This window comes from Pseudomonas sp. Pseusp3 (assembly GCF_047304225.1).
Classification (GTDB): domain Bacteria; phylum Pseudomonadota; class Gammaproteobacteria; order Pseudomonadales; family Pseudomonadaceae; genus Aquipseudomonas; species Aquipseudomonas fluorescens_CD.
In genome coordinates this window covers 43078-69935 of sequence record NZ_JBGLYV010000025.1, presented here as the reverse complement: position 1 = coordinate 69935, position 26858 = coordinate 43078, and the positions used below count along the sequence as shown (strand labels likewise).

Genomic DNA, 26858 nt, shown 5'->3' with positions numbered 1-26858 from the left:
CGCATGGGCCACGCCGAGCACGCCGAACAGCGCAAGCGCGAGGATAGAAGGGCCGACCAGGTGGCGGCGAGTCTTGCCGGGTTTGCTGTTGTGCAGTGCCATCTTCATGGGATATCTCCATTACCAGCCATGGGTCAGGGGGCCTGTCTGAGCCCCTTCAAACATTGCTTGCATTAAAGCGCGGTAACGTATCCGGCCTGTGTCGAATCGACGGCCGGATGAAAGTCTGTGTATCGGGCAGTCCTGCTGACACACTGTGATACACAGGGATTTAGTCTATGCCTCTTGGTAGCCCGATCGAAACACATAAGCCGCTTTTGTCCGTCTCATTCGAGAATCCCAGATGCAGACGAGCCCCGGTGCGCTCAGCGATGGCCCTGACGATGGACAAGCCCAGCCCTGAGCCTGACTCTTCAGTGCCCACGCTGCGATAGAACGGGTCGAACACGCGCATTTGTTCATCGGCGGTGATACCCGGTCCGGAATCCTTGACCTGAAGGATCACGGTTTCCTGCGCCAGCTCCACCGACAGGTCGACTCGTCCGCCGCAAGGGGTGTAGCGGATCGCGTTGTCCACCAGATTCTTGACCAGGATCAGCAGGTCCATTTCGTTGATAACGACCTGCACGTCCTGGGTGCTTTCAACGCCGATATCGATGTTCTTGCGCTCCGCCAGGGGCAGCAGGTCCTCCAGCACCCGTCGATAGACCTCATGCACTGAAACCGTGGTCTGCGGCCGCTCCGCGTTCGATTGCGCGGCGGCCAGGGCCAGCAACTGATCGATCAGCTTTCTGCTGCGCTCTATGCCGCGCGACAGCGGCAGCAGGCGCTCGACGGCTTGCGTCGGCATGGGTGTGGCCTGTAGTCGCTCGGCTTGCAAGGACAGGGCGGTCATGGGCGAGCGCAGTTCGTGGGCGGCGTCGGCGATGAAGCGGCGCTGGTTTTCCATGGACTGCGCAACCCGCGCCAGCAGGCGATTGATGGCCACGACGAAAGGGCGGATCTCGGTTGGCAAATGGTGTTCGTCGACCGGGTGCAGGGCCTGTTTGTCGCGTCGGTCTATGTCATCGGAGAGGGTGGCGATGGGGCGAAACAGCTTGTGCACCAGATCGCTCACCACCAGCAACAGCACCGGAAACAGAATGAGAAACGGCAGCAGGCTGCGCAAGGCACTCTCGCGCGCCTCCTTGTCGCGAACCCCCGTCTCCTGGGCCACGACGATGCGCTCGCCACGGGTGGTGGTCCTGACCAATGCGCGAAAGTCTTCGCCAGCGATATTCAAGGTCGACAGGCCATTGGCCAGCGTCGTGGGGAAGGGCAGCGGCAGGACGTTGTCGTCAGTGGTGCCGACGGCTTTACCGCTGTCGGTCAGGTATTGCACGATGACCCTGGATTCCTCGTCGTCACCGGCAATTTTTCCGGCAGTGGGGTAGTGCAGGGTCATCTGCTGCCGATCGAACAGGACGGCCACCTGACGCAAGGTTTCGTCCTGCATTTCGTGGGCCTCGTCGAGGGCCGAGACGAACGCAAACATCCCGGCCAGCACCGCCACGAGCAGGATGGCCAGCGACAGCGCGACCGACAGCCGTACCTGGACCGAGTCGCTCAGGCGCTTTTTGAAACCATCCATCCCATACCCCTGACATTCTTGATGACCTGGTTGCCCAGCTTGCGTCGCAGCGAATGAATCAGAAACTCCACGGCGTTGCTTTCCACTTCGTTGCCCCAGCCGTAGAGGCGGTCTTCGAGTTCGCTGCGCGAGAGGATCGCCCCCGGGCGGATCAGCAGGGCCTGCAGCAGGGCGAATTCGCGGCTGGACAGTTGGACGTTGGGGGTTTGCGCCGTACTCGCCTGTTTCGACACCAGGTCCAGTGCCACCACACCGTTGTCCAGCAATGACTGGGCGCTACCGCCTTTGCGCCGAAGCACCGCGCGCATGCGGGCAAGCAGCTCGGCCATGTCGAAGGGTTTGAGCAAGTAGTCGTCGGCGCCACCGTCGAGGCCGCGCAGGCGATCGTCGAGGCTGTCCCGTGCGGTGATGATCAGCAGAGGTACCGGGTTGTTGCGGCCGCGAATGCTGTCGAGCACATCGAGCCCGTCCTTGCCTGGCAACCCGAGGTCGAGCAGCACCAGGTCGTAGGGCTGGGTCTCCAGCGCCGAAAGCGCGGTAAGGCCGTTTTTCACCCAGTCGGTCGCGTAGCTCGCATCACTCAGTGCGCCGTGGATGGCGTCCCCGATCATCGGGTCATCTTCGACCAGCAATATGCGCATGTCCCGCTCCGAAAAAAAGGCGCGGCGGTCTTGACCGTCGCGCCTGTATTGAAGCACCTGTACCGGCGTTTGTCCGCCTGGTTATTGCGCGCCCTTCATCGAGTCGAAGGCCTTCATCAGCTCGTCCATGCGGGCCTTGCTGTCGCTCTGTTGCGGACTGCTGGCGCGCAAGGCGTCGAGCGCGCGGTCAATGGCCTTGTCCACAACATGCCAGTCGCTGGCAGCGCGAGGCTTGATCCCGGCTTCGGCCGAGTCCCAGGCGCTTTCCAGGTCCTTGATGCGGGCTTTCGCACCCGGCAGGTCGTTTTTATCGACGAGCGCGACAACGTCGGCGGCGATGCTGCGGAACTCGGACAGGTCACCCAATTTTGAACCGGACTGGGTTTGTGCACTCATCGCACCGGATGTGGCGCCCGCAGCAGGTTTGTCGGCGGGTTTCGAGCAACCGGCGGCGATGCTGAGCAAAAAGATCGACGAGACAATGGCGACGTGGCGAATGATGTTTTGAAAAGAGCGCATGACGATTCCTTGATGAGCTATTAAGTGTTACTGAGTGACGGGTTTGCGGTTGCCGATGCTGACCTGTGCGACCGCAACCAGCAGGACGATGACGCACAGGAAGATCGCGCTGGTCCAGGTGGCGCCCATGCCAAGGCCACCGTAGGTCCTGGATTGGGTCAGCAAGTCGCCGAGAGAGGCACCGAACGGACGGGTCAGGATGTAGGCGATCCAGAAGGTCAGCACCATGTTGGCGCCCAGGCGCCAGGCCACCAGGGTTGCGGCGATCAGCGCGGCGAAAATCACGGCACCGAGAGTGAAACCCAGGCCGAGCGCTTCGGTCGCGAGGTCACCGGCCGCCGTACCGAGGGCAAAGGTGCAGAGCACGGTCGTCCAGTAGAACCATTCCCGTCGTGGTGTGACGATCTCGCGGATCGACAGGTTGTGTTCCACCCGGTACCAGACGAAAAAATTGAGCGCGAGCAGAACAGAAAACACGGCCGTGCTGGTGTACAGGCTGACGTCGAGAACGTCGGTCAGGATGTCGGTGAGTTGCGTCCCGACGATGCTCACCAGCACCACGCTCAGCCAGTAGATCCAGGGCGAACAGGCGGTCTTGCGCATCTGCAGGAACAGGGCGATGGCCAGCAAAGTCGCCATGCCAACGCTGGTCCAGCCCAGGCCGAGGCCGGCATCGACTGCGAGAAAGTCCGCGCCGGTTTCACCCACCGTCGTGGACAGGATCTTGATCACCCAGAATGACAGGGTCACCTCGGGTACTTTGTTGAGCCATCCGGCTGTATCGGGTTTCATGGGCGGGTTGCCTCTCCTGTGCAGCGCCGAACTTGCGCAAGGGAGACGATACGCAGCGAAACTTAGCTGAGACTGAGGGGCAGGGAAGTCGACCGGTTTTCCGATACGGCTTCGAGGTCCAGGTTGACTTCAGGTCGACAAAACATGTTTTTGCCGGGACAGGGTGCCTGGGCAGGATAAAAGCCAACTCGACTAAAGCACTATTTAGTCGAATTATGTCGATAAATGCTGCGAATATGACACTAAAATCAAGAATAGGAGGTGATCTGAAAATGACTCAAGACACCCTGGAAATTGGAGAAATGGTCAAGGCCCTGGGTCTTGAGCCCCATATCGAAGGTGGATTCTTTCGCAGAACCTACCAATCGGACGACCAGAACACGATTGTGACTCCGGGTGGCCAGCGCCATTGCATGACGTCGATTTTCTATCTGTTGACCCAGGATTCTCCGATTGGCCATTTCCATCTCAACCAGTCAGACATCGTTCATTACTATCATCTGGGCGATCCGATTCAGTACACGCTGATTTTTCCGGACGGTACATTGCAAACCATTGTGATGGGTCACGATGTTCTCGCCGGACAACGCTTGCAGCTGCACGTGCCGGGCGGGATCTGGAAAGCTTCACAGCTGATGCACGGCGCTGCGGGGTTCGGCTTGATCAGTGAAGCGGTTTCGCCAGGATTTGATTTCGCGGACATGGAAATGGGTGATAGGCAAAAGCTTGGTCAACAGTTTCCCGGGTATCGGGCGCTGATCGAAAAGCTGACGCGAGGATGAGGTGGTTGCGTGCTTCAAGATCTGTGTGAGTCAGGGTCAATCCGGGGATATCGCATGGGATAGCGCTGAAGGGTGCACGTGTCAGTAAGACGCGTGCACGGGCTTTCCCTTATGGTTCTAACATGACGTCCGGGCGACCAGCGTCATATTCGTCGAAGATCAGCGCCATGGGCCGGCAGTGCCCAGGGCAGGACGCCTTCCTGGAATTCACAAGTTCGGTATGTGCTGCGGGCAAGATGAGGGCTTAGTTAACCATCACCTCGTCCAGTGCCTGCTCGAGGGTGGTGACCGTGCGCTCGATATTGTGCAGTTTTTCGAGCCCGAACAGACCGATGCGGAAGGTCTGGAAGTCGGCTGGCTCGTCGCATTGCAACGGTACTCCAGCGGCGATCTGCAGGCCGTGGTTGGCAAATTTCTTACCGCTCTTGATGTCGGCATCATCGGTGTAGCTCACCACTACGCCAGGGGCCTGAAAGCCGACTGCGGCCACGCTTTTGATGCCTTTGCCGGTCAACATCGCGCGTACCCGATCGCCTAGAGCCTGTTGTTCGTCGCGGACCTTGTCGAAACCGTAGGCTTGCGTCTCTTTCATCACTTCGTTGAATCGCGCGAGGGAATCGCTGGGCATGGTCGCATGGTAGGCATGTCCGCCCTGTTCGTAGGCCTGCATGATCTGAAGCCACTTTTTCAGGTCGCAGGCGAAGCTGCTGCTTTGCGTCTGTTCGATGCGCTCGAGGGCCAAGGAACTGAGCATCACCAGGGCGCAGCAAGGGGAGGCGCTCCAGCCTTTCTGCGGTGCGCTGATCAGCAGGTCGACTGCGCATTTCTGCATATCAACCCAAAGCGTGCCTGAGGCGATGCAGTCCAGCACGAACAGGCCACCCACCGCATGCACGGCGTCGCCGACGGCCCGCAGGTACTCGTCGGGCAGGATAATCCCTGATGAGGTTTCAACGTGGGGGGCGAAGACAATCTGCGGCTTCTGCGCCGCAATGGCTGCCAGCACTTCGTCCAGAGGGGGTGGGGCGTAGGCAGCCTGGCGACCAGTGTCGACCGGTCGGGCTTTCAGCACCGTGGTGGCCGCCGGGATGTTGCCCATCTCAAGGATCTGGCTCCAGCGATAACTGAACCAGCCGTTGCGTATCACCAGGCATTGCTGGTCGGTGGCAAGCTGTCGCGCCACCGCTTCCATGCCGAATGTGCCGCTGCCCGGGACCACCGCAACAGCCTGGGCGCTGTAGACCAGTTTCAGGGTCCTGGAAATGTTCTTCATCACGCCTTGAAATGACTGCGACATGTGGTTGAGCGAGCGGTCGGTGTAGACCACTGAGTACTCGACCAGCCCCTCGGGATCGATACTGGGATATAGCTTTGACATGGGGTGACTCCTTTGGCAGAGATCTCAGTGGTATCGACCCTGCCCTAAGCCTTGGCAAATGACAAGATTGCTCGGGATTGATTTGCGACTTCTGTCGAGCGGCCGGCATCATCAGGTCGATTACTGGACGTAGCAATGCTCGCAGGTGGCTGCTGAGTTGTGGGAGGGTGGGCCTTAAAGGTTCCTACCTCCTTACGTTCGGTCGATAACGACCAGTTACGAAGGGCAGCAGCCGGCCCCAAGCGGACATCTGAATATCTGGCCGCTTGCGTAAGGGATAAGGCAGTAAGATGTGTGCTTCATTGCCGATAAGGAAATCGCCATGTCACCGAACAAGGCTTGCCCGGTCATCCTCTCCAGTATTCCTGGCACACACATCCTTCTGTTCCGCCATCCAATAGCAGGCGTACAACTGGTCAAAGGGACAATCGAGACAGGTGAAACTCCAGCTCAGACCGCTCTGCGTGAATTAAGCGAAGAATCAGGCATAGAAGCCGCCTCGGTTGTCAGCGATTTGGGCTGCTGGGACGCCGAGCATCTCAACCAGATATGGTCATTTCAACTGTGTTACACGCAGGCACTTTGGCCGGAGCAATGGAATCATCACACGCTCGATGCCATGGTCACACCTTCAGCTTTTTTTGGGCTCCGCTCGCTGATTTGCCGTTTGCCGACTGTCATCCGGTCTTCCGTCGAGCATTACGGTGCCTGACTGCCACACTGACAGCGCAAGGTTATGTATTGGCTCATGATCAAAGCACAAACATATCATCCGAAGCTCCGACTTGATGTTCGCAAGCGGCTTTCGACCGGTTGAATCCACAGCCGAAAGCGGCCCTGAGATGAACGTCCGCTTTTGGCAGCTGCCTGTCGCGACGGATAACAATCGTCCAGGGATGCTATTTCCGGGCGACAACGTTCAACACGTAGCAAACAAATTTCGACCGATTCGAAACATCAGATGGCTGCTCCCGCTGAGCCATACCACACGGCCAATCAGCCTGATCTACAAGGCATGTACGCCTCAGTAGCTAGAGATAAGGTCGTTGATGGACAAGCTTCGCAGACCCTGCGGCAAGAACTGCCGAGGCGGCATTCAGCTGCTTGAATCTGTTACCGCCCTCCGTTCGTCAGCCAGGTTCGGACACCCTTCTTGACAGAAAAATGCATCAGGAGAATACTCGCCTCAAGATTCATATATATGACTAGATAACAAGGTGAATAAAGTCGATGAGCTCCTTATCCAGTGATGTCCGGCTACCGCTTTATCAGCGCCTGCGAGATCAGTTGGCTGAACAGATTGCCAACAATCGCTGGCGTCCGGGAGAGGCCATTCCCACCGAGGCTGCACTTTCAGCTGAGTACCAACTGTCCACTGGCACCGTACGCAAAGCGGTCGACGCGCTGGTCAGTGAGGGCGTTCTGGAGCGTCAGCAAGGTCGAGGCACCTTCGTTCGCCGGCCGCAGTTTCAATCGTCACTGTTCCGATTTTTCCGCTTCCAGACTGCCGCGGGCGAGCGCCAGGTGCCGGAAAGTCGCATCTTGTCGATTGAGCCGGTGGCCGCACCCTCAGCGGTGGCCCAAACGTTAGGCCTGCCAATCGACGCACCGGTTATTCGCATTGTTCGCGTACGTCTTCTCGATGTTCAGCCGGTACTTGCCGAAGAAATCTGGCTGCCTCGCAGCCGGTTTCAGCCGCTGCTGGAGATCGACCTGAGTCGAAAAGGGCCGCTGTTGTATCCGATTTACGAAGAGGTCTGCGGTCAGGTCGTCGCTTCTGCCGAAGAAACGCTCACCGCCGAGTCTGTAAACGACGTGCATGCGCGATTGCTGCAAGTACCGGTCAACAGTCCCGTGGTGGTGATCGAGCGTCTGGCGCGTGACTACGCCGGGACGCCTCTGGAATGGCGTCGCTCCCGTGGGCATGCCGAGCACTTCCGTTACAGCGTGGATATTCGCTAGCGCCTTGCCTCAATAGCGGATCGCTCATCGGCGCCTGATCTGCGCCGGCTTCATCGTCTTGCTTGCCATGCCTGGTCTCGTAGCGGCGCGGTTCGCTTTCGGCTGCCTCACGTTTCACTTATAAGGATAAGAAATCATGTTCAGCTGGTATCGCCAAGTCACTCCTCGGGAGCGCAAAACGTTTTGGGCCTGCTTCGGCGGATGGTCGCTGGATGCTCTGGAAGTACAAATGTTCGGCCTGGCCATTCCGGCGTTGATCGCTGCGTTCGCACTGACCAAGGGCGATGCCGGGCTGATCAGCGGCGTCACGCTGGTCACTTCGGCCATCGGCGGATGGGTAGGGGGGACGTTGTCCGACCGCTACGGCCGGGTGCGTACGTTGCAGTGGATGATTCTGTGGTTCTCCTTCTTCACCTTTCTGTCCGCCTTCGTCACCGGGTTCCATCAGTTGCTGATGGTCAAGGCACTGCAAGGCTTCGGCATTGGCGGTGAGTGGGCTGCCGGCGCGGTATTGATGGCCGAAACCATCAACCCGAAATACCGCGGCAAAGTGATGGGCACCGTGCAAAGTGCCTGGGCCGTCGGTTGGGGCCTGGCGGTCGGGGTATTTGCACTGATTTATACGTTCGTACCGCAAGACATGGCCTGGCGTGTGATGTTTATCGTAGGCCTGCTGCCGTCATTCCTGATCCTCTGGGTACGCCGCAATGTCGAGGAGCCCGACAGCTTCCAGCGTTTGCAGAAAGAACACGCCATTCCGCAGAGTTTCTTCAAATCCCTGGCCGGTATTTTCCGTCCTGAACTGCTCCGCGTTACGCTGTTCGGCGGGTTGTTGGGTCTGGGCGCACACGGCGGATACCACGCGGTGATGACGTGGCTGCCGACATTCCTCAAGACCGAACGCAACCTGTCGGTGCTGAACTCCGGTGGCTACCTGGCCGTGATCATCTTTGCCTTCTGGTGTGGCTGCGTTGTTAGCGGATTCTTGATCGACCGTATTGGCCGCCGCAAAAACATCGTGCTGTTCGCCCTGTGCTGTGTGGTTACCGTGCAGTGCTACGTGTTCCTGCCCCTGACCAATACCCAAATGCTGTTCCTCGGTTTTCCACTTGGCTTCTTCGCGGCGGGCATTCCGGCCAGCCTCGGTGCACTGTTCAATGAGCTGTACCCGGCGGATGTGCGCGGCGCTGGCGTGGGTTTTTGCTACAACTTCGGCCGAGTGCTCTCTGCGGTGTTCCCGTTTCTGGTCGGCCATATGAGTGACTCCATGTCGCTGGGCTCGGCCATTGGTATTGACGCCGGGATCGCCTATGGCGTGGCGGTAGTCGCGGCCCTCTGCCTGCCGGAAACCCGTGGTCGCAGTCTCGAAGCTACAGCCTCATCCGTCCCGGTTAACGGCGAGAGCGCCCGAGCGTGATGATCCTTACTTGCGATAGATGAAACCCATGTCTGATACCTGTTCAACATCGATCACTGGCATCGATTCCCATGCGCATGTCTTTAGTCGGGGACTAAGCCTGGCCGTTACACGGCGCTACGCCCCTGACTACGATGCCCCGCTTGCCGAGTATCTGAACCACCTGGCTGCCCATGGTTTGAGTCATGGCGTATTGGTGCAGCCGAGCTTTCTCGGTACCGACAACAGCTATCTGCTGGCGGCGTTGAGGCAAGCGCCGGAGCAGTTGCGAGGCGTGGTCGTGCTGGAGCCAGGCGTTAGTCGCGCCACGTTGGATGAGATGGATCACCTGGGCGTGGTCGGCGTTCGCTTGAACCTGATGGGCAAGGCGTTACCTGATTTTCGTAACAGTGCCTGGAGAGAGTTTTTCAGCCACATCGCTGATCTTGACTGGCATGTCGAATTGCATCGGGAGGTAAAGGATCTGCCGGGACTGATCCATCAATTGATGCCGTTCGGCTTGAAGTTGGTGATTGATCATTTCGGCCGGCCGGATGCCCGTTCGGGGGTCGATCAGCCCGGGTTTTGCGAGTTACTGGAATTGGGCTCGAAAGGGTCGATCTGGATGAAGGTATCGGGAATCTATCGCTTGGGAGGTACGCCGCAACAGAACATCAATTTCGCTCGAATGGCATTACCGCTGTTGGAACAAAGTTTCGGCCTTCGCCAGCTTGTATGGGGCAGCGACTGGCCGCACACGCAGCATGAGCAAAGCATCGGCTTCGGCACAGTAATCGATCAGCTGCAAGCCCTGGAGTGTTCGACGCAGCTTAGTTATTCGTTGCTGGTGCAAGCACCTCGAAGGCTATTCGGTTTTGCAAAAGGCGAAAGCTGAAACTTACGCCTGCATTAGCAGATAACCATTCATCTCACCCATTTATAACGAAAACATACAGAAAGTTTGAAGTGTGACGTTGCAGTCGAACCTCTCGTGCCGCATCGAGAAGTTCTGCACAGGGTCAGCCTATTCCAATTACAAAAGAGTGGTCTCCATGAACAAGCCATCCAATGCTGAAATTGAAAGTTCGACGATGCGCAAGTTGGGGTTTCGCCTGATTCCCTTTCTCGTGCTCTGTTATTTCATCGCCTACATCGACCGAGTCAATATCGGCTTCGCTGCCCTGACCATGAACCAGGACATCGGCCTGACGGCCAGTGCGTTCGGATTCGGCGCCACGCTGTTTTTCGTTGCTTATGTACTTTGCGAAATGCCCAGCAACATGGCCATGGAGCGTTTCGGTGCCCGGCGGTGGATCGCGCGCATCATGATCACTTGGGGGATCGTCGGGTTCTGTTCGGCATTTGCGGTCGGGCCGATATCCTATTCGATTTCCCGCTTTCTCTTGGGTGCAGCCGAAGCCGGTTTCTTTCCCGGCGTCATTCTTTACCTCACGCAGTGCATCCCCAAAGCATACATGGCTCGAATAGTTGCGCTGTTCATGGTGGCGATACCACTCTCCAACTTTCTCGGCTCGCCTGTGTCGGCACTGCTGTTGCAAATGGACGGCCTGGCAGGCCTCAAGGGATGGCAGTGGTTGCTTATGCTTGAAGCAATTCCCGCAATCACTCTGGGATTGCTCGCGCTGAAGGTATTGCCAAATCGACCAAGCGAAGCGAAATGGTTGACTCAGCAGGAACAGGATTGGCTGAGCGAGCAACTGACCAGCGATAAGGCCGCGCGGGAAAGTCGTATTCCTCAACACGCTCATAGCATAAGCGGCACCCTCAAGGCCGTGTTTACTAACAAATATGTATGGGTACTTTCGATTATCTACATGGGCAGTTCGGCAACCAGCAATACGCTGTCGCTGTGGATGCCGCAGATCCTGAAGTCCTTCCATCTGTCCAACATGCAAACGGGTCTGCTGAACATGATTCCGTTCGGCATGGCCGCCGCTTTCATGATTTTCTGGGGGCTGCGTGCGGACAAGAGCGGGGAGCGGATCAAGAGCACTGCTATACCGCTGGCCATTACTGCAGTGAGCTTCGCGGCCACGCTGTTCACGGACTCCCTGACCATCACGCTGATACTGCTGACGCTCGTATTGATGGGTAACTATGCGATCAAGGGGCCGTTCTGGGCACTTTGTTCCGAATCCCTGCCGCCGGCGACTTTGGCCACCGGGATTGCCGCGATCAATACCTTTGCCCACTTGGGTACGGGCGCCATGAGTTCAGTGATCGGGGTACTGCGTGATCAGACCGGGAGTTTTCCTATCGCACTGATGCCGCTCTGTGCATTGACCGCGATCGGTTCGCTATTGGTGTTTCTGATTGGCAAACAGAACCGTCGTGCGAAGCAAATCGCTACGGTCAGCAGTTAACCCATTCCCGCTGAGGAGGCTCGGAAATGGTGGGCCTCCTCGTTGCCTATGATCCACTTTTCAAAATGTAGCGCTGTTCAGCAGCGAGGTGATTCCAGCGCTCACTTTGGGTCGCAGTCTAGAACTTGTTGCTGCAGCTATAGGAATGGCGGGTGGCTACGCGCTCTGGAACATAGGCATCTTGCGCGGAAATCTCACCTTGCTGGCGACGGCCTCCTACGTCGCACTCGTGCTGTCATCGGCATTTGCTTCAGTATGGTTGGGCGCTGTGTTGAATAAACAGTTTTGGCAAGGAGGGCGGTGCTGGTTACAGCAGGATCGCTTATCTGTTGGCAAGCTACTCGACAGCGAAGTGATTCAGTATGAGCGCTGGGTGTTGGGAGCTTCATACGACGTTCGCTTCCGGACTAATGTTAGTGTTTAAGTTAACTATGTTCTGCTTCTCGTCTTACTGCTCCCAAGTACGTGAGCACGTGCTACCTCCGTGATTCAATCTATCGGTCGAAAGATCACGTAGGACACTTGTCCTAAATTCAAATTGCTGTTTTTGGTGTGTTGTTAGGAGACTAACTACATAGAGAATCATCATGTCTAAGCTTGCAGAATTCCGCCAACTCGAAAAACACCTGGCCGAGCAGCTCCAAGCGCTCGAAGCTCTCAAAGACGATGCTGGCCTCAAGAAAGAAATCGAATTCGAAACGAAGCTTCGCGCTTTGCTGGCTGAGTATGGTTACAGTCTGAAAGACGTGATCAACCTGCTTGATCCACAAGCGGGCCGCCGTGCTCCAGCAGCCGAATCTAAAACCGGCAGCCGAAAGCCACGCCAAGTGAAGGTCTACAAGAACCCGCACACCGGCGAACTCGTCGAAACCAAAGGTGGCAATCACCGGACGCTGAAAGAGTGGAAAGCCGAATACGGCTCTGCCACGGTCGAGTCCTGGCTGACCAAGTGATCTCGGTTTGAGTACAAGAAAGGGCCCTTCAAGGGCCCTTTTTATGCGGAGTACTGCTTCATTGCCCCGCCTGATATCAAGGCGAAGATCGGTTACTACCGTGTCCTTGGGAAGTAGGCAGCCAAGTTGATTCCGGGAGCGAGGTTGATCGAGTTTGCAGGCAAAGGCCATGTACCACAGATGGCAGACCCGTCCAGTTTTAACAGGGTGTTGGTCGAAGAGCTGAACTGAAGTTAAGACAATGACGCGGGGAGGGGGGAAGAAAAGCAAAACCCCGGAGGTTGGCCCTGCCGGGAGGCTATGGTCTCCCTGTTTCCCTGATGGGAAGAGAACATCGCCAAAGTATATCAGTGCTCGCCAGTTTTTCGATCAGCAGAAGGCGGGGGATATTGAGGTGCTCAGCGACACATTGAGAGGTGTCTGCAGCTTCCAGGCTGCAGGTGCCTACGCGCAGTTCAGGATTCGTTCGGAAATGTTTACCATTGCCCGGCAAGAGTCGCCAGCGCTATGCGCCAGTCAAAATTGCCAACCAACTTTCCCAGTGTGATGGCGGCATTCAAAGGAATTCTTTTCGGATGTCGATAGTCGACCGTTCGCCAATATTCCGGTAGTTCTCCGTGAGCCACGCCTCGGCCTCGCCGCGTCCGTTGTCGCGCAGTCCGCAAAGGAAGTCCCAGTCCGCGTTGTACTTGCTGGACACGCTGAGCGCGCACATCGCCTCGTCAGACTTAATGGAGTGGATCAGCATCTCCTTCATCTCGTTGCGATCGAGCTTACCTTGCTGAATGAGGTCGGTGACAAAAGCGATGGTACGCAGCTCACGCATCAGCGACGAGTTGAAGCTGATTTCACTGATACGATTGAGGATGTCGGCAGCGGTAATGGGCACGCCTGGGCGGACGAGCGGGTTAATGTGGACGATCACCACATCGCGTGTATTGCAGTTGTAGATCAACGGGAAAATAGCCGGGTTTCCCATATAGCCGCCATCCCAGTAGTTCTGCCCGTCAATCGTGACTGCCTGGAACAATGTCGGCACACAGGCCGAAGCAAGCACCGCCTCAGCGCAGATGTCATCGCCTGTGAAGATGCGTATCTTCCCTGTCTCGACATTGGTCGCGCACACATAGAGGTGGAACGGGCATTGGCTTCGCAAGGCGGCAAAATCTACCTGCCTCTCCAGCACTTCTCGTAGCGGACTCAAATTGCGGCGATTGAACTGGTAAGGAGAGAAGATACGAAGCGTCATGTCCGCGAACGTATACATGGGTGAATAGTCCAACCCGAAGCTGTGCTTCCCTTTCAGCCATGGCATCCAACGCAACGGGTTATAACGCTCGGCGGACTGCGCCACGGCGTACCAGAAATCGTGCAGCGCCTGGCGTGCGCCGACCTCGCCACCTTGCAGCATGCCGGAGGCAAGTACGACGGCATTCATCGCGCCGGCACTGGTTGCGCTCACCCCTTCAATGGCAAGCCTGCCGTCCTCGAGCAACCGATCAAGCACGCCCCAGGTGAACGCACCGTGCATCCCGCCGCCCTGTAAAGCCAGCGTGACCGACTTGCGCTCGTCACTGCCCCGAGTCATCAATCGCTCACCCCTCGCTTGATGCCCATGCATCGAGCAGCGCCTTGGCTTGTAGCAAATCGACGCTGTCGAAGCCTTCGGTGAAAAAGCTGTAAATGTCGGCCAGCATTTGCCTGGCCGCCTCTTTGTCTCGTGTTTCCCATAGCTGAGCAAGGCTGACTGTGGCGCGTAGCTCGAATGACTTTGCCCCTTGTTGTCGAGCGATTGAGATTGCCTTGTGAAAGCACGCTTCCGCTTCCTGCTGCACGGAAGAATCCTGTCGGTTTTCTCCCGGGCATTGCAGGGTAAGAGCGCCCTTGAGGCGGTACAGCTCTGCTTCGTAAAAGTGCTCGCCTGTTCTGTTCACCATAGTTAGAGCGTCGGTCACGGCATCCAATCCTGCCTGCGGTTGCCCGGCGAGCCTGTGTGCTGCGGCTAGCAGGGCCAGAAAATAAGAACATCCAAGCTCTGCTCCGGCTGCGCGATAAGCGGCAATACCGTTGCTTATCTGAGCGATTCCCTTGTCAGTGTTTCCCTGCTCTGCGCGAGCCCAACCTTGAAGAATATTCCCCCTTGCCAAATACAACGGAAATCCTTGCTCTAGAGAAAGCTTGATGGCGGCATCTGCACACTCTTCGGCGAGTTGTACGTCGTACCGAAACTGTCCCAGTATCGACGTAGCGGACAGAGTGAAGGCCAGGCTGAATGGGTGGGCAATCTTCTTGGCCAGAGCAAGGGCATCCTGGCTGCGCATGCTTGCCTGATTGGGAAAACCCAAGTACCAAAGGCTCCAGGCCGAAAATGACAGGGAGTAGCCCGGATCCATGCCGTACGTAATGGAATGTGTGCGATGGCGATCAGGGTCGTAGAGGACACGCGCCCGTTCCTGATGGTCATGGGCGTTTTTGAGATCACCCTGGAAAAGCAATGTCTGCCCAAGTGCCGCATGGGCTTCCACGAGCAAGTCCGGATCCTGCGCGGTTTGCGCAATACTGAGCAATCGTTCAGCCAGTTCGCATGCGGTTGAGTATTGTGTACGCAACGTGTAGTAACTCCACAGCCCCAGCAGCGTAGAGAAAAGCGAGTCGTCGCCTACTTGCGCGCATAGCGCCAGTGCACGGGTGTAGGTGGCCGCCACCTCGGGCGCACCATAGCCGCGCACGGCCATCAAGGCTGGCCCCAGGGCGAGTAGCAACGTCAGTTCCTGATGTGCACGCGTGGGCGTGTCGGGCAAATGTTCGAGCAATTCCAGTGCCGCGCTGAGATGACGCATCGCATCGAGATGGGCGGAATGCTGGAGGGCCTGTTGCCCGGTACGGTGCAGGTATTCCACGGCCTTCGGGACATTGCCGCTCAGCTTGTAGTGATGCGCCAGTTCGCTGCAGTAATCCGTGATGCGAGTGGGGAACAGTGCCTCGATGGCCTGCGCTGTGCGCTCATGCAGCGCGCTACGCCGCTCCGTGAGTAGCGAGTGGCCCGCGACCTCCTGGGTCAGCGCATGCTTGAACGAATACTCCACCTCCGGAAATGCGGGCCGCTGGTAAATGAACTCCGCAGCCTCCAGTCGGGCGAGCAGATTACACAACTTGTCGTCCGTCTGGGCATCCTGCCCATCACAGATGCACCGGATCAGACTGAACGGAAACTCTTTGCCGATAACGGCGAGGGTCTGCAGCAACTCCTTCTCCGCTACGGGGAGCCGGTCGATACGGGCAGCGAGTACACCCTGCACAGTAGTGGGGATATGCAGCGCAGCTGGAGTTTGCTCGATCCGATACTGACCGGCTTCACCCAACAGCAATTTCTCCTCGATCAGAGTTTGCACCACTTCCTCCATGAAGAACGGGTTTCCCTCCGTCTTATCCAGGATGAGCTGTTTGAGGGGGATGAGGGTAGGATCGTCCCCAAGCTGGGTCGCGAGCATTGCCTGTGCTTCGACCGGGCCCAGCGGTTCGAGCCGCAGTTGGCTGCAATGACCCGCACGTATCCACACAGGCTGATACTCGGGCCGGTAGTTCACGAGGAGCAGGATTGGGGAGCTCGCCAAGTGGTCGGTCAAGTACACGAGGAATGCTTCGGTCTCGCAGTCCAGCCATTGCAAATCCTCGAACAGCAGCTCGATCGGTTGATTGCGGCTCTCACGTGCCAGTAGTTGAGTGATCGCGTCGAAGGTGCGAACGCGCCGGATCTGAGGATCCATTTCCGCGAGTGCTGAACTGCGTTCGCCGATACCCAACAGGTAGAGCAGGTAGGGCACGAGATCCTCGAAGCCTCGCTCGAGCGTAAGGGTCTTGCCCATGACCTTTTCCCGGCATCGCCGCTCGTCATCCTGGACAGTGATCTGAAAATAATTGTTCAGAAGCTCGATGAGTGGGAAATAGGCAAAGGCCTTGCCGTGCGACACCGAGAATGTCTCCAGCACCAGGCAGCCGCACCGCGAGCGTTCCTTGAACTCATGAAACAGCCGTGACTTCCCGACTCCGGCCTCGCCTACCACCGCGACGACCTTACTGTGGCCCGCTTTGGACTGCTCGAGCGCCTGATGCAGGTGGTCGAGCTCGACCTGGCGGCCGACGAACCTGGCCAGCCCGCGATGTGCCGACAGTTGCAGACGCGTGCGCAACGCGCCGAGCCCCTGCACCTCGTACACAACAAGGGGATCGGGAATGCCTTTGACTTGGGCGGCCCCCAGAGCCTTGAATTCGAAATAACCCTCCGCCAGCTTGTAGGTGGGCTCGCTTACCAGGATCGACGAGGGTGCAGCGATGCTCTCCATCCGGGAGGCAATGTGGATCGTGTTCCCGACCGGATCGTAATCGGTGTGCAAATTGTCCGTGCGGATCGAACGCACGACGACCTCTCCGGTATGGATACCGACGCGGATTTGCAGCGGTATGCCTTTCTCCAGGCGAATGCGGTCGCCATGTCGGTGTATCGCCTGCTGCATGCGCAGGGCCGCATACAACGCCCGCTGCGGATGATCCTCATGGGCGATAGGGGCGCCGAACAGCGCGAGTATGCCATCGCCCAGTGTTTTGGCCACGTAGCCTTCGTAGTGGTGGACGGCTTCCATCATCAGCGCGACGACGGGCTCGATCAGGCGGTGGGCCTCTTCCGGATCGAGATCGTGGATCAACGCCGTGGAACCGGCCATGTCGGCAAACAGTGCCGTGACGGTCTTACGCTCACCGGCGGTGTCGCCTCGGGCTTCCATGGCCGCCTGCTCGGCGCGGATGCGCTCGGCAAGGTGGTGGGGCGTGTAATGAATGGGCGCGGGAGAGGGCTCTGAAACAGGCTCGGGGCGTGGTGATGGTGCAGTGGGCGCATCGGTCAGCGGCGCGCCGCATTCACTGCAAAATTTGGCGGAAAGGCTCGCCTCGTGGCCGCAGCGCGGGCAGCTGCGGGACAACTTGACGCCGCACGCTTCACAGAAGCTGGCCTCGGAGGGACTCTCGAATCCGCAGTTTGCGCAGCGCATACGATCTCTTCCCTTTTGCAGTCGTTCAAGAAGACCAGTCAAAAGACGGGAAGCGTGACATCAAACCGGCGAAGGACAAGCTGAAGTCATTGGGCCGGTACGTTTGGGCAGCCTTTTAACCCTCTGTATCAAAGATAGTTTGTATCGTGGTATCGAGAAGTAAAATTCGCTTACTGATGAAGGACAATCTGTGCCGACTCGGGGGGGGCAGTTTGCGTCGGTACGTGGGTCAATTCGGCGTCGGCGTCTACACGCCCTATCCTTGACGCCATGCAAATCGTTCACCCATGAGGTTACCTCATCCCGACGTATTACCTCCAATCGGTAGGTGTTTAGCTGCGATAACCTGCAAGAGGTTATCGCGATTGAAATCAGCAAAACCTAAGTTCTGAAGCGTCCCACCAGGCCGTTTAGCTCGCCGGACAATTGCGCCAAGGTGCCTGAGTCACTGCGAGCGGATTGCGCGAGTTTCTCTACCAGTTGCGCATCGGAGTGGATCTGAATGATATGTCGATTTATATCCTCAGCCACTTGATGTTGTTCTTCTGCCGCAGTTGCAATCTGGGTGGTCTGGTCGCGGATGTCGTCTACGGAACTGCGGATGTACTCGAAACTTTCACGAGCCTGATGAATGCGGTCGACGCTGGTCTTCGACATCGCCAAGCTATTTTGCATCTGCGCAGTTACCTCGTGGGTACGTCTAGCTAAGCCACCCAGCAGATCATCGATTTCGCCGGTCGAGTCAGCGGTGCGCTTCGCCAGAGCACGCACTTCGTCAGCCACTACCGCGAATCCTCGTCCTTGCTCACCTGCACGCGCCGCTTCGATTGCCGCATTGAGTGCAAGCAAATTGGTTTGGTCGGCTATTGATCGAATTGTGTCCAGGATCGTGTTGATATTTTTACTGTCCTGCTCCAGTAATTCCATGGAGTGTGTCGATAGCAGTAGGTTCTCACTGAGCTGGCCAACGCTGCCGGTTGCCTCGTCGATGCGCAGCTGGCCATTGTGCACTTGGCTACGACCTGCGCTTGCCGAAGAGGCGGCTGCGCTGCATGAGCGTGCGACCTCATTGGCTGTGGCGACCATTTCATTGAACGCAGTCGAAACCAATTCCACTGCTTCTCGTTGGCGACCAGCTGCATTATTCATGTCACGGGCAACCTCAGTGGTTTTATCTGATGCTTTTTGCAAGTCACCAGAAGCCGAGCTGATGCTTTGAACCAACTGCCGAATCGCTCCAAGAAACTGATTGAACCAACGAGCCAACGTAGCAGTTTCATCTCGGCCGCGTACCTCCAGATTCCGAGTCAGATCGCCTTCACCTTGGGCAATGCTTTCTAGACCACCCGCGACACTGCGAATCGGTCGCACGATCAACCCAGCGAAGCTCGCGCCGAGCACGGCAAAAATAAGCGCTAACACCGTCGCGATGCTCGCAATGAGCCAGGTCAGATGTGTGACTTGGGCCATCACTTCCGCTCGTGGAATTAAACCGATAAAACGCCACCCAAGTTTTTCTGAAGACCAGACGTTGGCCATGAATGGCACGCCATTAATCTCAACCTGTACTAAACCTTCTTTGGTTTGGGCCAGTGTGGCGTAGCTATCGCCGATATCTCTCATCGATTTAAAGTTATGAGCTGCGTCGCTCGGGTCAACCAGCACATTCCCGTTTTCTTCCACAAGCATGACGTAACCGCTCTGGCCCAACTTGATGCGTTTGATCATATCGGTAAGGCCGTTAAGCGAAACATCGAGGCTTAAGACCCCGATAGGCTGGCCTTGGGCATTGCTCACCGTGCGTGTGGTAGCCATCAGGGTTACGTTGGTGCCAGCCCAGTAATAGGCAGCACTGCGTACCGTTTTGCCTGGTGATGCCATGGCAGTTTTATACCAAGGGCGTACTCGTGGATCGTAATTGGCGAGATCGGGAGTATCAGGCCATGTCGCGTACCCGCCATCTTCCTGGCCTTTGGAAAGGAATGCGGTAGTAGGGTGACTGTTCGCGAAATCGGTAAATAGCTTCAGCACCATTTGGTTACTAACCGGTAGAGGTTGCTTCGTCGCGTCAGCACTGGTGAAGTTTTTCAGATCGGTGATGTTGGTAACCTGCGGTTGATTTGCCAGGTATTCCACGTTCTGAGCGATGCCGTCGAAAAACAGATTCATCGCGTTATCGATCTGACGAATCTCACGGGAACTGTTGTCGATGAAGTCTTCCTGCGCTTGGCCACGCAAGTTCACGATCATTACCGCAGTGGAGATGACAACAGGTAAGCAAGCAATACAAACGAACGCCCAGGTCAATTTTTGTTTTATGTTCATATATGATCCCACAACGGTTGGTTAGCATCGGAAGTCCGGGAGTAGCAAAGGTTTGTTCAAGTTGTATTCGTCTAAGCTGTCCATTGATATGAGCTAAGTTTGGAATGCGCATCAAACTCGGGAAACAACGTTGGAAAGTTGTTTAATCAAGGTTGATCAGGTGATTTCAGTTTGAGCGGAAATGGCCGCTGCACGTCCTTTGTTTGCTTTTTAGTAGTTAGTGCGCGTGCTTTCAGCGCACTTCTGAGCCTTAGAGCACTGCCTTGGAAGGCAGTTTCGATTCGGCAATATGGATCGTGGTTCAGATTGTGGTCATGATCGAATAAAGCGGGCTGCTGCACTTACGAAAAGTAGAAGAAATACCAGGCCGCCCAAGGCAATAGAAAGTGTACTCACATGGGCGACTAATCCGATGGCCGCCGGCCCTATCAGGATGCCCGCGTAGCCCATGGAAATAACTGCCGGGATGGCTACCCTTTGAGGCATACGTTTTTGGCGCCCTACTGCGGTAAAAAGAACCGGGACGATGTTCGAACATCCAATTCCCAGTAAGGCGTAGCCAATCAACGATGCTGGCCATCCATCGAAACCGAGCGACACCATCATGCCGGCGGAAGCGATAATCCCTCCGAAAGCCACTACGCGCACACCGCCAAGCCTGCGGACAATTGCATCGCCTGTAAGGCGCCCCACCGTCATCGTTGCAGCGAAACTGGCATAACCTAAGCCTGCCAAATTGGGCTCCATTTCTCGGCTCGACACCAGGAAGACCGCGCTCCAGTCCAGCATTGCCCCTTCGGTTAAAAATACAATGAAGCACAAAGTCCCTAGCAGGAAGACGATACCTTTAGGCAACGCAAAAATTTGCCCGTCCTGCTCTGTTCCGTATGCCAATAACGTGGGTGTCGCTTTGTAGAGAGCACCTATGACGGTGGCGACTACGCATAGCACGGAAAAAAATGGATCGAGACCGATACTCAGCAGCACGGTTAATGCTCCGGCGCCTAAGATGCCTCCCACGCTGTACATGCCATGGAAGCCAGATTGAAGGGCCTCGCCACTGTTCTTTTCGACGATGATGGATTGGATGTTTATCGCGCAATCAAGCATGCCCATGCTGGCTCCGAAAAGGAGTACCGCGAGCACAAGACCTGGTAACCAAGCGATGCTGCTCAAGAGGGTGAGCACAGCGCATAGCGCGATGGTCGACCAGACAATCACTGGTCGACAGCCATAGCGTGCTGTGAGATGTCCAGCGAATGGCATAACAGCAATAGATCCGAGACCCAATCCGAGAAGCAGTAAACCCAAGCCACCATCATCCAGGCCGGTTCGTTCCTTCGCGAGTGGTACCAAAGGCGCCCAGGCGGACATGACGAGTCCGGTGATGAGGAAGACGATGCGAGTGGAAACCCGCTCACCATAATTGTTGCTAACGGCTAATGATGGGGCGGAAGCACTCATTTCTTGGTCATCCTTATCTGCGTAATGCTAGCCATGCGGAGGGCGGCCGGATCACGCATCATCGGCTGGAGCCCAATGAGTACGACCTCCGGATATTCTGAGTTTCAGCACCCAGGATGCGGTTCTCTAGGAGGTAACTGGATGCTGATCCCAACCTCAAAGAATTAATGCGTCATATCCGAGTTTTCGGCACAAAGCAGGTCTCTGTTTGAGGAGTACGCTGTCGAGTCGCTTGCCAACAGATAAGCGAGCCGACAGTAACCATCACTGCCCCCTGCCAGAACTGGGTAGTCAACTGCGCGCTCAGCCATGCTGCAGCGAATGCTGATGAGAGCACTGGGGAAAAGTAGGAAGCGGTGGCCAGTAAAGTGAGATTTCCACGCAAAATACCGACGTTCCACAGGGCATAACCACCCGCCATTGATGCACTGGCCGCGACGAGCACCAGGCTGTTGCTCAAGGTGAACGCGGGGATGACCTCATGGCTGAAAAAGTATTTCACCCACAGAGCACTGGCCGCGAGAGCGAAGAAAAGCACAATTAGGTTTTGTCCGCCGGCATAGCGTCGCGTGACGTTACAGTACAACGCGAAGATGACCGCGCCGCCCAATGCCAAGCTGTAACTTAATGGGTTGGATTCAGCATTGGCCACAACGCTTGAAAAGGATAATCCCTCGGTGCTCACCACCCACAGAATTCCGAAAACCGCCAAGGCCGTGCCTGGTGCAATAATCCAGCGTGCCTTTTGTCCGTTCATCAGGATGGCAAATAAAATGGTCATGCAAGGCCAGAGGCTATTTACCACGCCGAGTTGAATGGCCTGGTTGCGGTTAGTTGCGAATCCCAAGAAAAGCGTAAGGCAGACCTCATAAGCTACGAATAGCGTGCTTCCTACGATCAGATAGAAGCGCGGTGAAGAGCGCAGTTTCGGTCGCCCGAGTAAAACGATGAGGAAGATTGCACCCAATGAATAAATCATTGCGCCGCCTGCCAGCGGGCCAAAATGTTCGCTAACGCTCCTAATCAAACCAAGAGCTGTACTCCACAGCAAAATTGCCATCAACCCACACACCGTTGCCGCGCGCTCGCCTTTAATTTTCATTGATACCTCTCTCCTAATAGCGGCGATTAAGTTGTGGACGTAATTCCTGCTCCAGTCGATGGAGGCATGGACTGTCAGGATTGAAAAAACGTGCTGGAGGGCTTCCAAAAAACCGGTCGACAGTAATGAAATTAAATCGTACTTGGAGGCTGCGCGTTTGAGTGCTGACGGCGAGTAAAAGCATCGGTATCGAAGTTTTGCGGTAAGGGGAAGTCAAAAAAGCCTTCCAGGCATGAATGCGCTGGAAGGCTAATTTGCGAACGTGTGACTGTCAGCCAACGGACTTCAACGGAATAGGCCCTTTAAGCCGATCCATCATAGTGGCGCAGTACCAATCATCGAACTGGCATACACCTGTTTCGGCTGTTTCAGAGTAAGGGCCTGGCTCATACGAGGGGGAGGTAACTCCTCGTTGAGTTCCCTCGACCAGCGTCCTGTCTTGATCGTTCGTCGCGATCCACACCTTGGTGAGCCGATCCAAGTCGTAATCAACGCCTTCTACCGCATCTTTGTGTACGAGCCATTTGGTGGTCACCATGGTCTCAGTCGCACTGATCGGCAATACTCGGAAGCTCAGGGCGTGGTCACCTAGGAAATGGTTCCAGGTGGAAGGGTAATTGAAGTAGAGCAGTGCCCCAATATCGGCTTCAGATGTCTTATCCAGACGGCTGGTTACCGCTGGTTTGCCGTCCATGGTGTAGCTCACCGCACCCTTTGACAGAGGAATGCGTGTCATTCGGAACTGGCCGTTGATGTCCATGACCAATCGGCTCGGTAAGCCTGCTCTTTCGCACTTATTCCAGTATGCAGAGAGCTCTGGATCATCGTCCCCACTTGTGCCACCTACTGAAAGGTTGTCCACAAATGATTGCAATAGCTCTGGGTGCGACCCATCGCAGTGGTAGCATTCCCGGTTGTTCTCGAATACGAGCTTCCAGTTTCCGCGCTCGATGATAGTTGATTCGAAAGCTACCTTGCAGTCATCGAGATTGTGCGGTGCGATGAAAGGTGCGACTGCCTCACGGAATGGTTCGAAGTCAGGCGCTTTGGTCGCCACGCAAATGTAAATAAAGGTGTGTACGACTTCGCAATGCACGGTTTTAAGGTTGTATTGCGACTTATCGAAATCTTGGCCCATGTTCCCTGCGAACAGAAGGTTGCCATCAAGTTCGTACGTCCACTTGTGATACGGGCAAACCATCTTGGCTACTTTTCCGTGCTCTCCCTCGCATACTTTCGCACCACGGTGGCGACAAGCATTATGGAAGGCACGTACCTGACCATCTTTGCCGCGTACTACCGCGACAGGATAATCGCCCACCTGAAGGGTGAAGTACTGACCAGGCTTTTCGAGTTCGAAGGTATGTCCGGCGAAGATCCAGTCTTTGTGCCAAATTTGTTCAAGATCTTGGCGATATACGTCTTCGCTGCGATAAAGTTCCCCTGGGAGTGAATGCCAAGGTTTACGTTGGGAAATCAGGTCAAAAACGGTTTCTTTGTTATCCATCTTATCCTCCCAGGATATATATCTTGAGCGGTCACCTTTTGCTGTGACTTATATTGTTATTAACAAGGCGCCTCATCTTGGCTTGAGCTTTCTATAGTTAAGCCTTATGCGCCAATGGGTTCTGTCAAAAATTAACGCCAGCCTATATCGATCATCTTGGCCACCACAAACGACATTTCATGTGGGTAATCAATAATTTCAGGTTATCGATTTCTAGGTGCCGGAACCTGAACCCCTCAATTAAGAGTTGTCACGCTCTGTTGCAGAATGATCAGGGCCTAGAAATATTGGCGTCAGAGTGGCAATGGCAGATTTTGACTGATCAAGATGCTTAATCGCCTGCTTCACTGCGAGGCTTCTGTCATGGCCAAGCCCGGCAGAGAAAAGGTCAAATTTTTGATCCAATTCTTCAGCCGTCAGTGGGGTCTCCGGATCTCCCTTAGCGGCGGTAACCGGACTAACTATCACGGCTCCATTTTTCAGCGTAATGGTCAGTCGTGAAAGGATTTCGTTGGGGAATCGTGCTGAGATATCTGGGGCTTCAACGATTTCGATACGTGCGCTCAACGATAAAATGTCAGGTGACGAAATAGATGCGCCGGTGACTTCATTAGGCCCCAGCTTCCCTCTGACGATGAGTGCAGCCAGCGGAAATGCCAGTGCGTATTGGGCTTCGTCTGCATTTTGTGGTGTATGGCCCTGCAAGCACATCGACTCGTAGAACGTTTCAACACGGATTGCTTCAATTGAGTCAGCGTTGAGCTCGGGGTTCTCACGCTGTATATCAAGCATGGCGGTCAGAGCAGGTTGCGCCCATCTGCAAACCGGCCATGGTTTGAAATATTGGCTATCTATTTCCCACCTTTTGCCGATATCGGCCCAGTGTGCGGCGACGGAGATATCTTCCACTGTCTCGGCAGGTGCACCGGTCATTCCTTCCTTTGCCATCAAAAGAGAATTCAAGCCAACGAATGCACCTGCTCCGTGCGCGTCACGAAGCATCGTAGGCGTTTGCACCACACGCATCATTGGGCAACGTGCGCTGAAATATTCCGCAATTCCCAGAGCGTGCCGAAAGGTTTGTTCATCGAAGCCCAGCATCCTGGAGCCGGCGCAGACGACCCCAATGGCGGAAAAACCGCCGGAGGCGTGGTAGGTAGGGGAAGTCACCATAAGTGCAGTACCAGCTCGAAGAGCTGTCTCATACCCAATGCACAGAGCGGTCAAAAACTCATGGCCGCTTATCTCCCTGCCGTGATGCTGCAGCGCATCCGCTAGCGCAAGCAGAGCAGGAACGACGGTCGCTCCGGCATGCCCCTTGGACAGAAAGTGCCCTTCGTGTGCATCCAGGCTATCTGCGGAAAAGCCACCGGCCCAAGCTGCACCGAGAATGTTTACTCGCTGGCCATCGAAGATGAGCCGACTGGTGTATGTTCCGGCAGGGTAGTGAGTTCGGGCATACCGTCGAAGCGCCCGGCTTGTATCATTCGACACAGCTCCTGCCATGACTCCCACTATATCAAGCAGGCTATTTTTTAGAATTTCCCGAGTTTTGATAGGGGCCTGCAGGAAATCAAAGGTGCGGCAGAATTCGAAAAGCGACATTCCCAAAAACCCTTCCTATGAATTGATCCGGTCTGGCTTGGCCAGCGCAGCTCAACAATGAGCCAGGAGAGGCTTGTCGCTCTAGCAACATTTTCGTAGGGCAATGGATAACAAAACTAGCGGTCAGCATTGCTAGGTTGGCCTGATTCGAGAAGATTGCGTCCAACCCATAGGCGATTTACCAGCCCCCTTTAGAGTGTGGGCGCACACCAAGCGGTACCGGAAGTATAGGAGGAGGGGCGCGCTTTAAAGGCCCGGGTGGTGGTGAAAGAGGAGGCCGATATCAGCGCGGAAACTTCGATAAGATCCACTCGCGAAAACGACGGAGGGCGTCTTCGTTCTCGGTGTTCTCTTTGCAGCTCAGATAATGCGAGCTATTGCGTAGCTGAACCTTTTGCTTGATCGGTCGCACCAGCAAGCCTTGTTCGACCAGCCTCGTGACCAGGTGATTCCAGCCTAGGGCGATTCCTTGATGTGTCAGCACCATGCTGATGAGCAAATTATAATCATTGGCATTGAAGATCTGAGGACTGCTCGCCGGACGATCGTCGATGTCAACGGACTGAAAAGCAAGCCATACGCCCCAATCGACATGTTCAGCGACCTGTGATCGTCCGTAAGGACTCAGATTCAATAACGTCGAGTCCCTCACACCTTCGATTGTCGTAATCTCTGGGTGCTGCTTCAGAAACTGTGGGGAGCACACTGGGTAAATGACGTCGTGACACAGCGGATAGCTTTTATAGTCCTCCCTGATGCGTGACATCTTCGTGATGAAGATGTCGGGCTGAACACCTGGTTCCATGGTCAGAAAGTTCTGTGTCGTGACCAGATTCAGCTCGATTCCCGGATTCTGCTCAATGAACTCAGGTAGATGACTCGACAACCACAGAGCCGAAAACGCAGGGGAGCAGCAGATAGTCAGCATTTTCTTTTGAGCCTGACAATTGCGAATTCGCTCGGCAGCTTGGGCAATATTCACGAACGACAATTGGGCAGCGTCGAAGAATACAGCCCCAGCGGATGTCAGCTCCACGGCACGCCCTGCACGCGTGAAAAGCTGAGCACCGAGGTAATCTTCTAGCTCCCGGATTTGCCGGCTAATAGCTGCTTGTGAAACGCACAGAGCCTCAGCCCCCAAGGTGAAGCTTTCGTACTTGGCTGCAGCTACAAACGCCTTCACAGCCCTCAAGGACGGCATTTTTAGCAGGACGCTGTCAGGGTCGACATGCTTGGACATTCGTACGTTCTCCTAACGATACAGCTCCCCAGCGAAGCGGTGCGAGGTTAACGGAAGAGAGAAGGGAGGGCTACGCTTTCGTCGCTGCCGAGATACGGGTAGTCGCTCATGCACAGCGGTGTCAGTGCCCTGA

Annotated in this window: 20 protein-coding genes and 2 pseudogenes; 8 read left to right on the top strand and 14 right to left on the bottom strand. The window is 55.9% G+C overall.

Annotated elements, in window-relative coordinates:
- Window positions 1-271: 271 nt before the first annotated feature.
- The 4 genes from ACCD00_RS11245 to ACCD00_RS11230 form a co-directional block, all read right to left on the bottom strand.
- On the bottom strand, window positions 272-1630 hold the full coding sequence (locus ACCD00_RS11245) for an ATP-binding protein (protein ID WP_413424454.1): 1359 nt from the start codon (window positions 1628-1630) through the stop codon (window positions 272-274).
- Entirely contained in the window at window positions 1606-2271 is a 666-nt protein-coding gene (locus ACCD00_RS11240) for a response regulator transcription factor (protein ID WP_413424452.1), read from the bottom strand. The genes ACCD00_RS11245 and ACCD00_RS11240 overlap by 25 nt, the downstream gene beginning before the upstream one ends.
- An 81-nt stretch (window positions 2272-2352) precedes the next feature.
- Window positions 2353-2790: a hypothetical protein gene (locus ACCD00_RS11235; protein WP_413424450.1), complete on the bottom strand. Its 438-nt coding sequence runs from the start codon at window positions 2788-2790 to the stop codon at window positions 2353-2355.
- A 27-nt stretch (window positions 2791-2817) separates the two neighbouring features.
- On the bottom strand, window positions 2818-3582 hold the full coding sequence (locus ACCD00_RS11230) for a hypothetical protein (RefSeq protein WP_413424448.1): 765 nt from the start codon (window positions 3580-3582) through the stop codon (window positions 2818-2820).
- Window positions 3583-3854: 272 nt separating this feature from the next.
- Here ACCD00_RS11230 and ACCD00_RS11225 point away from each other — a divergent pair, with 272 nt between their 5' ends.
- Window positions 3855-4364 (top strand): cupin domain-containing protein, encoded by a 510-nt coding sequence (locus ACCD00_RS11225; protein WP_413424446.1) that lies wholly within the window; start codon window positions 3855-3857, stop codon window positions 4362-4364.
- A gap of 244 nt (window positions 4365-4608) precedes the next feature.
- Here ACCD00_RS11225 and ACCD00_RS11220 read toward each other — a convergent pair whose 3' ends face one another.
- Window positions 4609-5742, bottom strand: a complete 1134-nt coding sequence (locus tag ACCD00_RS11220; RefSeq protein WP_413424444.1) for an aminotransferase class V-fold PLP-dependent enzyme — start codon at window positions 5740-5742, stop codon at window positions 4609-4611.
- 322 nt (window positions 5743-6064) lie between these two features.
- Between ACCD00_RS11220 and ACCD00_RS11215 the strand changes: the two genes are divergently transcribed.
- The 7 genes and pseudogenes from ACCD00_RS11215 to ACCD00_RS11185 form a co-directional block, all read left to right on the top strand.
- Window positions 6065-6454: an NUDIX hydrolase gene (locus ACCD00_RS11215; protein ID WP_413424442.1), complete on the top strand. Its 390-nt coding sequence runs from the start codon at window positions 6065-6067 to the stop codon at window positions 6452-6454.
- Window positions 6455-6972: 518 nt separating this feature from the next.
- Entirely contained in the window at window positions 6973-7704 is a 732-nt protein-coding gene (locus tag ACCD00_RS11210; protein ID WP_413424440.1) for a GntR family transcriptional regulator, read from the top strand.
- Between the two features lie 136 nt (window positions 7705-7840).
- Window positions 7841-9121, top strand: a complete 1281-nt coding sequence (locus ACCD00_RS11205; protein WP_413424438.1) for an MFS transporter — start codon at window positions 7841-7843, stop codon at window positions 9119-9121.
- A gap of 28 nt (window positions 9122-9149) precedes the next feature.
- A complete protein-coding gene (locus ACCD00_RS11200) occupies window positions 9150-9995 on the top strand; it encodes an amidohydrolase family protein (RefSeq protein ID WP_413424436.1) in 846 nt (281 codons plus the stop codon).
- A 157-nt stretch (window positions 9996-10152) separates the two neighbouring features.
- Window positions 10153-11484, top strand: a complete 1332-nt coding sequence (locus tag ACCD00_RS11195; protein ID WP_413424434.1) for an MFS transporter — start codon at window positions 10153-10155, stop codon at window positions 11482-11484.
- Between the two features lie 587 nt (window positions 11485-12071).
- On the top strand, window positions 12072-12437 hold the full coding sequence (locus ACCD00_RS11190; RefSeq protein WP_413424432.1) for a histone-like nucleoid-structuring protein, MvaT/MvaU family: 366 nt from the start codon (window positions 12072-12074) through the stop codon (window positions 12435-12437).
- Window positions 12438-12497: 60 nt separating this feature from the next.
- Window positions 12498-12668: pseudogene (locus ACCD00_RS11185) on the top strand (alpha/beta fold hydrolase); the annotation flags it as partial.
- A 325-nt stretch (window positions 12669-12993) separates the two neighbouring features.
- On the opposite strand, the gene ACCD00_RS11180 reads toward ACCD00_RS11185, so the two are convergent.
- The 9 genes and pseudogenes from ACCD00_RS11180 to ACCD00_RS11140 form a co-directional block, all read right to left on the bottom strand.
- Window positions 12994-14025 (bottom strand): patatin-like phospholipase family protein, encoded by a 1032-nt coding sequence (locus ACCD00_RS11180; RefSeq protein ID WP_413424430.1) that lies wholly within the window; start codon window positions 14023-14025, stop codon window positions 12994-12996.
- Window positions 14026-14032: 7 nt separating this feature from the next.
- Complete coding sequence (locus ACCD00_RS11175) at window positions 14033-17482, bottom strand: adenylate/guanylate cyclase domain-containing protein (protein WP_413424428.1); 3450 nt, start codon at window positions 17480-17482, stop codon at window positions 14033-14035.
- A gap of 381 nt (window positions 17483-17863) precedes the next feature.
- Entirely contained in the window at window positions 17864-18631 is a 768-nt protein-coding gene (locus ACCD00_RS11170; protein ID WP_413424458.1) for a methyl-accepting chemotaxis protein, read from the bottom strand.
- An 87-nt stretch (window positions 18632-18718) separates the two neighbouring features.
- A pseudogene (locus ACCD00_RS11165) lies at window positions 18719-19732 on the bottom strand (cache domain-containing protein); the annotation flags it as partial.
- A gap of 387 nt (window positions 19733-20119) precedes the next feature.
- Complete coding sequence (locus tag ACCD00_RS11160; RefSeq protein WP_413424426.1) at window positions 20120-21271, bottom strand: MFS transporter; 1152 nt, start codon at window positions 21269-21271, stop codon at window positions 20120-20122.
- 172 nt (window positions 21272-21443) lie between these two features.
- Entirely contained in the window at window positions 21444-22373 is a 930-nt protein-coding gene (yddG, locus tag ACCD00_RS11155; RefSeq protein WP_413424424.1) for an aromatic amino acid DMT transporter YddG, read from the bottom strand.
- Window positions 22374-22644: 271 nt separating this feature from the next.
- On the bottom strand, window positions 22645-23880 hold the full coding sequence (locus ACCD00_RS11150; RefSeq protein WP_413424422.1) for an aromatic ring-hydroxylating oxygenase subunit alpha: 1236 nt from the start codon (window positions 23878-23880) through the stop codon (window positions 22645-22647).
- 240 nt (window positions 23881-24120) lie between these two features.
- On the bottom strand, window positions 24121-25485 hold the full coding sequence (locus ACCD00_RS11145; protein ID WP_413424420.1) for an MmgE/PrpD family protein: 1365 nt from the start codon (window positions 25483-25485) through the stop codon (window positions 24121-24123).
- 283 nt (window positions 25486-25768) lie between these two features.
- Window positions 25769-26725 carry a LysR substrate-binding domain-containing protein gene (locus ACCD00_RS11140; protein ID WP_413424418.1) on the bottom strand — a complete coding sequence of 319 codons (957 nt, stop codon included), beginning with the start codon at window positions 26723-26725 and terminating at the stop codon, window positions 25769-25771.
- Window positions 26726-26858: the final 133 nt, after the last annotated feature.